Here is an 8,192-nt window from a genome sequence, read left to right on the forward strand (position 1 = left end):
TGATGATTTATAAAACAAAAACGCCGCAGAAACCAGCAGACGAAGCCGTTCTTTATCCGAACGGCTTCGACGCACTGAATTATATGCAGCAGTTTTTTATTAAATTCTATTTTGCAGCTGTCTTGGAAAACTGCGGAGTTTCTCCGTAGCCGTGTGAACCGTACCCATACCCCCGCTTATAGCTTTTATAACGGTATTTCTTTTCACTTGACGCTACATTATTTATTACAGCGCCGAGAACGTGACCGTCCGCAAATTCTATTGAGCTTATTGCCTTTTCGTAAGCCTCTCTGGGAGTTCCGCCCTGCAAGGCGACCAAAACTACTCCTGCAATATAGTTTACCATACTGAGCGTATCTGATACAACGGTTACAGGAGCTGTATCCAATATAATATAATCGTAGAATTTAGAAAGCTCCTCCAGCAGAACCTTCATATTCTCGCTTGCCAGCATTTCCGAAGGATTCGGCGGAATAGGCCCGCTGGTCACAATATCAAGCCCCGGAACTACCTGACTGTTCAGAACTTCCTTGAACGAGTGAAGTCCGCCCAGTAAAGTGGAAAGTCCAAGCTTATTCTTCAATTTAAAGACCTTATGCTGCACCGGTTTTCTCAGATCGGTATCTATAAACAAAACCTTAGCGTCAGTCTGTGTAAGCGTCAGCGCAAGGTTAGCCGCAACTGTAGACTTGCCCTCTGACGGAAGTGCGCTGGAAACGGCAATGATCTTGCTTTTCTGTGTCGAAAGCGCAAAGATCAGATTTGCCCTGAGAGTTTTAAACGACTCTGATACCTGAAACGGAACATTGCCGTCGATCAGTGTAAACCTTTTTGAGCGCACATTGGCTTTTCTAATACTCATACTTTGCGCCCTCCTTTTTTTCGGCTTCTATATCAGGTATTTCAGCAAGCACAGGTATTCCGAACCGCTGTTTTATGTCGTCTGACGAAGAAATACAGTTGTCAAGCATATTCAGAATAATTACCGCAGCTACCGAAATAAAAAGGCCCGCAAGCATTCCTATAATAATAATAAATTTTACATTGGGAGACGACGGACTGTCAGGAACTTTCGCCGTTCCTATCGTCTCGACCGAACCCGCCTTTGTAACTCTTGTAAGAAGATCCGGAGCTATATCGGAGATATATGTACAGATGTCTGCGGACAGCTGAGCCGACTCTGTAGTAGTTTTAATTTTTATTACCTCGGTTTCATTGACAGTTGCAATATCGACCTTCTCCCTGATCTGCTGTGCAGGGATATAATAATTACCGTCGCTTTCCTTTACAGTGAAAAAGTTTTCAAGATCCTCCCTTGCATAGTCCTCAAGAAGCATCTTTGAAACCTGATCGTAAACTACGTCGTCGTTTAATATAACGATATAAGCTTCCGCAAGCAGCTTAGACGCGGCTATACCAGTCTGAGTCGCTTCACCCGCAGGGTTTTCCCCAGTTACAGTGCTGCTGGTATTTTTAACATATATAGATACTGCAGACGTATATTCAACCGGAAGAATGATCTTAGCGTAGGCAAACGCTAAAACAGTTCCAAGAAGAGTAACCAGAATAATAAACTTTATTTTGCTAAGCAAAAGTGAAAACAAATCCTTCAGATTTATTTCCTGTTCCTGTGATTCCATTAATTTATTTCACACCCCTTGTAATTTTAATGTCTTTGCAGAAACGGCAAAGCACTGTTTTATTATACAACCTTTTAAGCTATTTGTCAACAAATTATACGCACCTGCATTATAAAACGCATTAATTAAAAACTCTTCCGAACTCTTTCCGCTTACAGCTGAAAGCAGGTCAGCCGCACTCCTCCAACAGACCGCGCATAACCCAGCCTGATGTTCCGCGGTAGGATACATATACCCACTTTTCTTCTTTATCGTCCGGAGCAGATGACTGCGCCGTTCCGTAAATTGATTCTCCGTCAGGGATCTTGAGCTGGACCTCGTATTTTTTTGAAGGGCCGAACCTAAGATTAAGATATGTAGTATCTGATACGACCTTATACTTTTTCTTTTTCTTGAACTTATCCGCAGTAAGCGGCTTATAGAGCTTGTCCGGAGCTAAAGCCGTCGTAGTCGTCTTTGCTGCCGAGGTAGTTTTCTTGGCGGACTTTTCGGTCTTTGTCGTCTTTGCTCCCTCAGGCAAAGTATATAGGGTCGTAGTAGTCGTCAGCGTAGCAAGAATATCGGGATCAGGTTCGTCGTCAACTGAATATGAATTTTCAAGAGTTGCCCCGGTTATCTCGGTTGTCGTCGTATAACCAGAAATATCCTCATCGTCATTATCCGCTTCGATCCTGCGTGATGCGGTTTTTGTAGTTTTTACATATTCCCTCGAAGTAACCGCCGCAGGCACCGCAGCGCTCTCGGCAGGATCCTCCGAAGCTGCGTCCAAACCGCAGCCGCCGAGAACCGCAGCCGTTAAAACTGTCGCACTCAAGACTTTTAAATATCTCAGCTTCATTACAGCTTACTCCTTTCAATTATTCTTTTAAGCAGCTATTGCAGTTTCAGCAGACGCATAGCATTTTTATAATAGATCTTTTCCTTATCCCCGTCTGAAAGCTTCAGGGAGTCTATTTTCTGAGCTATAAGTGCAGGACTCTGCCACGGACAGTCGCTTGCAAACAATATCCTGTCACTTCCGTGCTTTTTTATAATTTTTTCCATAAGTTCGTTTTCACAATCAAGCGTAAAGCTCGTATCAAGATAAACCTCTCCGCCGCAGCCGGCCAGACTATCCAGAACCTTGTCCCACTCTCCGTTTCCGCCCAGATGAGCGAATATCATCTTCATTCCCTTATGACGGTCGGCAGCTTCCCTCGCAAGCTCAGGAGGACAATGTATAAGATCCGGAGAAACGCAGTCGTATCCGGCATGAAACGTCACAGGAAGCTCAAGTCTTGTTATTTCGTCGTAAACCGGATCGAGCTTTCTGTCATTTACCATGAAATCCTGATAATCAGGGTGAAGCTTGATACCGTGAAGCCCAATTGTCTTAATGCGGTCAAGCTCTTCGGCAAAATCCTCTGCGTCCGGATGTATGCTGCCGAAAGCGATAAACCTGCCGCCGTCCTGCTCAGACGCCCAGTCGTTGATGATCCTCTGCTGCGACGGCTTGGTCGCTATCGGAAGCAGAACTCCCCTGTCAACGCCCCATTCGTCAAAGCGTCTGATCGTCTGTTCGGTCAGACCTCTTGTATACGGTACGATACCGCAGATATTCTGAAGTTTCTGAACTGCCCTGTCTGCTATCTTCGGATTAAAGGCATGAACATGAAAATCTATTAGCATTGTAAACCATTTCCTTTCCTGCAGCGATAGAATGCTGACTGCCGCAGATTTATATAATTATACCACAAGCGCTGACGTTTTTCAAGATTTCATATAATTTTTCATAATTCCAGAAATCCAGTAATAATTGTTTTGATGTATGATATATTTAATTTTTATTTAGCTTTTTAAATAGTATCAATATATCTGAATTATTTTTACAGTTAGGCAATAATAATAAGAATGTTATAAAAAACACAAATTACTTTTGTTTATGTTTTTACTGCTGTGCATATTGCAAAACATAATTATTTATGATAGAATATTAGTTATATTAAAGCGTTATATATTTTAAAATATTTCAATACATAAACAAAAACAATTTAGAAAGCAGGTCTATAAATGCAGGAGAAAATGTCGGCAGCCGAAGCGCTTGCCAGAAAAAACGCTAAACGAAAAAAATTCGGAACAAAAACGCCCTTATTTATTTTTCTTGGCGTTCTGCTTCTGATAGTTATAGCCGCTGCTGTAATTATCGGTTATCAAATAGTTGAAAGCAACAGAATATCCAAGGCAAAATCCGTTATAACACAGTTGGATATAAGCACTACATATAAAGAACCGGAGTTCGACGACAACGGCGACTGGGATAACGACGGAGTTCTTAATGCAAAGGAAGAACGCGAAGGAACAAATATACAAAATGAAGATACCGACGGCGACGGTATTTCAGACGGCGACGAGTTAAAACTGGGCACAGACCCGACAAATCCCGATACTGACGGTGACGGACTTCTCGACGGATACGAAATAATTGCGGGAACAGATCCAAGAAAGTCCTCTACCGACGGAAAAACCGACGACGCTCAGAGAGAGCTTACCGTAAAACGCGAAAAAGGACAGGTAACTCTTGAAGTTACAGGAAATGCAAATGTCGCAAGCACTACTATTGAGCAGCTTGATATTTTCGGTATTTTATCTAATACAAGCATAGTCAGCAGCGCCTACGATTTTTACTGTGATTATGATTTTACTTCGGCAAAGGTAACATTTAAGCTTGATAAAGCAAAGATAGACAAACTCGGCTACTCCTATGACGATCTGACGGTATTGAATTTCAACCCCGCTACCCTGCAGTATAAAAAAGTCGAATCGTCCGTCGACAAGAAAAACGGCACAATTACTGCGGAGCTGAAGCATTTTTCGACCTATGTAGTAGGCGTTGAAAAAACCGTCAACGACGAGGCTACTACAAGGATAGCTTTTCTTGTAGACAATTCAGGCTCTATGTACCCCAAAGAGCTTTGTCCTCCGTCATCTGAAAATGATATTGATTTCAAAAGACTTGATTTTGCAAGCAGTCTTATCAATAAGATAGAAGGCAAGTATAAATTCTCTATCTCAAAATTTACAGGTGACTATACTAAGCTTCAGGGCTTTACTGATGACCGTAAAAAGCTTAAAGACGCACTCGACAGCATAAAAAATGAAACTGAAATATTTACCGGAACTCACAGCCAATCGGCTCTTGAATCCTGCATGAACGAATTCACCAATGATTCATACGGAAAATACAGAAACATTATAGTAATGCTTACCGACGGCGAATCGGACGAAAACAATCCGAAATCTATTGAACAGCTGGCTCAGATCGCCAAAGAAAAAAATATAATTGTATTAACGGTAGGACTTGGACGAGAGGTAGACAGAAGCTGGCTTCAGGAATTTGCCTACGCTACCGGAGGAAAATATTATTCTGCGTCAGACGCCAACGCTTTAGAGGACGTTTACAAGCAGATAGTAACAACGCTCAACTATGATATAGTCAGCTATTCCAACTCGTCTGATACAGTAAACGGCTATTCTCTGTACAACACAGGTTTCGATCCTGAGACAAACGGCTTTTGCTTTAAAAATTTCAGAACCTCTACTGCTTCAAGCCTGGATTTCGGTCTTGCAGTAATGGCAAGAGATTGGTATCTCGGAAATGTTCCGTTATCTTTAAACAAACTTTCCCCCGGAGATAAAAGCTCACAAAAATACGATGCGCCCGGCTACGATATGAGCGGCACTGAAATTGCGGATAAGTATGAAGAACGGATCCCTCTTCACGATATAAAGCCCGGTTCGCTGCTGGGAACGTATGGCGACGTCACTCTTTACCTGGACTATAAAAGCAAAGGCAGCCTCCTGAAAATAAAGGACGAATTTGTTTCAGACGCAAAGAACTGCGGCTGGATCATAGATAAATATCCTATTAACGGAGGAAACCTTGAATGGTCGTCAGTTGAGCTTATGTCACTTGACATTGCGGGAGGTCTTTCAAAAATCGAATCAAAATATTCAGAATGGGAAGCCGGATTCTTTGCTGCGCTCTACAGACTTAACGCAATTCAGTGGGACGATTCTGAAAGCGAATTTAACCTCACAAACGGCGACCAAGGCTTTGAGCGGCTTAAAAAACTTCTGAGCCAGGGAGTTCCGGTCGTAACTACGATCGACGATACTCACACTGTAAACGCCATCGGTCTTATTCAGGATTCGTCATGTCACAGAAAGTATATACTTCAGGTATACGACAGCAACTATCCCGGAAAAACCAAAGAAATTTATATTACAAAAACAATAAAGGGCTCATATAATATCAGCGACGGAAAGGCAAAGCTTAGCGGAACCAGCTTTGAATATTCGGCTACTTACGAAGGCAAACTGGTAGGAATTTCGTTCTCAGATGTCGATACGCATTGATTTTCTATAGAATATACAGCGGGAGTATTTATGCAATAAAATACTCCCGCTGTTCTGATTATCAATTGCATTTATTGGAAATTGGTAAACGTTTTCTGTATTTTTTGCACAAAAAACCTTTATCAATATTGTTAGATATTTCAACTTTATTTAGGTATAAAATTTAGAAAAAGGCTTGATTTTACGGTAACAATCTGTTATAATTAGTTACAGAATTGAACGACAATTCGTAAACATATTTCTATATGGAGGAGATTTTACAATGAAAATTTCAAAAATTTTTGCAGGTATGTCAGCTTTGGCAATGGCTGCTTCAATGGCAATTTCTGCTTCTGCAGTAGACCAGAAGCCTTTTATCAAAGACTGGAAGGTTAAAGATCAGCAGAATGTTATCGCATTTGATAACATGGATACCGCGACACTCTGGAACGGTTCATGGTATCAGTTCTTTTCAACCAAAGAGGATCTCAGCGATGTTACTCTGACTTTTACAATTGACACTACATCAGCTGAATGGGAAAAGGGTGAGGACGGCGTTGCTTTAAACGAAAGCGGTTCTTATACTGTTCTCAGAGTTGCCAACGGCGATAAAGAGGGTGAAACTGACACTTCTACACAGGCTATATATGTTGACGGCGAATCTGTAGGCTATCAGTGTGAAAATAACGGCGGCGTATATACTGTAACAGTTCCCGGCTCCAAGATCGCTGAGCAGACCAGCGTTCAGACAGGTAAAGATGCTGACGGTAATCCAACCTATGCTGCAAAGATCGATCCTATTGAAGCAACAGACGCTGACGGAAACGCAGTAACAGTTTACAATGTAGGCTTCAATATTCAGTTCGGTCACTTTGCAAAGGGTACCTGGACTTCTGTTGTTTCTGGTGATTCCGTAGTTGCTATGGAGATCGGCGAGGACGGCAATCCTGCTCCTATCATTCCTAGCAGCACAGAAAGCAAGCCTTCAGATGACTCTAAGACAGATTCAAAAACTGACTCTAAGACTGACTCAAAGACCGACTCTAAGACTGATTCAAAGAGCGACTCTAAGACTGATTCCAAGGGTTCAAACACTTCTACAACAACCTCAAAGGCTCCCGGCGGCACAACATCAACTACAAACAAACCATCTGATGAAACGAATCCTCAGGCAGGCGCTGCCGCAGGTATCGCTCTTGCAGGTATCGCTCTTGCAGGCGCAGCAATAGTTGTTACTAAGAAGAAGTAATTTAATACAGTTATAACTGATATAAATTAGTTTAATTTAAGACTGCGGTTTGTTTCCGCAGTCTTTTTTTGTATATATTCCACTAATGCGTAAACGTTTTCTATACATTTTCACTAATAAATCAACCTTTTATTGTGCAAATATCATATTGATTAAGTAAAAGAGATATGCTATAATTTAAAAGTAAAGTTTGTATAGTTTCTGCTTAAAAGAAACAAATAATCGGAGGTAATAAAAATGAAGAAATTACTTGCTTCAACTTTAGCAATTTTAATGACAGCTTCATTGCTCGCAGCCTGCGGCGATTCTGACGACTCATCATCCAGCAAGGCTGATTCATCATCCGCAGCTGCTTCAACATCTTCAGCAGCTGAAGAGTCCAGTGCAGCAGAATCTTCTGCAGCAGAATCCGCAGCTGAGTCAACGGCAGAATCCGCAGCTGAGTCGGCTACTGACAGCACAGCAGAGGAGAATACACCTAAGGACATTTCAGAAATGCCTGAGACTTTGAAGAATTATGAAAACGCATCACTCAAATTTTCAACTGATATGAATATTGAGGATTTTGTCGGACCTTTTGCTGAGGACAAGGGAAGCGGCGTTTATGCTGACGATACCGGCGAATCCCACATTGAGCTTTCTATTGAAGAGCTTTCAGGAATTCCTATGCTCCGCGTTCAGACACTTGATCAGGACGAATACGGTGACTATAAGATTCCTAAGATCAAATTTGATATGTCAAAGCTTTTTGCAGGACATGAAGAAGATCTTCCTAAGATATTTACAATTAAAGTAGATGTTGTAACAAAGGCAGTAGGTCCTTTCACAGCTGATGACGGTACAGAATCAATGGTTCCCGGAAACTTCATGGGCGCTTTATGTACACAGCCTACTGACGGCAACGGAGGCAACACATGGAATCAGCTTCT

Annotated in this window: 6 protein-coding genes and 1 pseudogene; 3 read left to right on the forward strand and 4 right to left on the reverse strand. The window is 41.9% G+C overall.

The window, feature by feature from the left end:
• Positions 1 to 106: 106 nt before the first annotated feature.
• From ACYQ0H_RS04125 to ACYQ0H_RS04140, 4 genes are all read right to left on the reverse strand, one after another.
• Complete coding sequence (locus ACYQ0H_RS04125; RefSeq protein ID WP_459811574.1) at positions 107 to 862, reverse strand: CpsD/CapB family tyrosine-protein kinase; 756 nt, start codon at positions 860 to 862, stop codon at positions 107 to 109.
• Positions 852 to 1,640: a YveK family protein gene (locus ACYQ0H_RS04130; protein WP_459811575.1), complete on the reverse strand. Its 789-nt coding sequence runs from the start codon at positions 1,638 to 1,640 to the stop codon at positions 852 to 854. Before ACYQ0H_RS04130 ends, ACYQ0H_RS04125 begins: the two co-directional genes overlap by 11 nt.
• Before the next feature lie 169 nt (positions 1,641 to 1,809).
• On the reverse strand, positions 1,810 to 2,478 hold the full coding sequence (locus ACYQ0H_RS04135; protein ID WP_459811576.1) for an SH3 domain-containing protein: 669 nt from the start codon (positions 2,476 to 2,478) through the stop codon (positions 1,810 to 1,812).
• A 35-nt stretch (positions 2,479 to 2,513) separates the two neighbouring features.
• Positions 2,514 to 3,308: an amidohydrolase family protein gene (locus ACYQ0H_RS04140; protein ID WP_459811577.1), complete on the reverse strand. Its 795-nt coding sequence runs from the start codon at positions 3,306 to 3,308 to the stop codon at positions 2,514 to 2,516.
• A gap of 381 nt (positions 3,309 to 3,689) precedes the next feature.
• Here ACYQ0H_RS04140 and ACYQ0H_RS04145 point away from each other — a divergent pair, with 381 nt between their 5' ends.
• From ACYQ0H_RS04145 to ACYQ0H_RS04155, 3 genes and pseudogenes are all read left to right on the forward strand, one after another.
• Positions 3,690 to 6,035 carry a vWA domain-containing protein gene (locus tag ACYQ0H_RS04145; protein ID WP_459811578.1) on the forward strand — a complete coding sequence of 782 codons (2,346 nt, stop codon included), beginning with the start codon at positions 3,690 to 3,692 and terminating at the stop codon, positions 6,033 to 6,035.
• Between the two features lie 262 nt (positions 6,036 to 6,297).
• Positions 6,298 to 7,263 (forward strand): NPXTG-anchored protein, encoded by a 966-nt coding sequence (locus tag ACYQ0H_RS04150; protein WP_459811579.1) that lies wholly within the window; start codon positions 6,298 to 6,300, stop codon positions 7,261 to 7,263.
• Between the two features lie 237 nt (positions 7,264 to 7,500).
• Positions 7,501 to 8,192 (forward strand): annotated as a pseudogene (locus ACYQ0H_RS04155) (hypothetical protein); the annotation flags it as partial.

The sequence above is a fragment of the Hominimerdicola intestinalis genome (assembly GCF_054655215.1).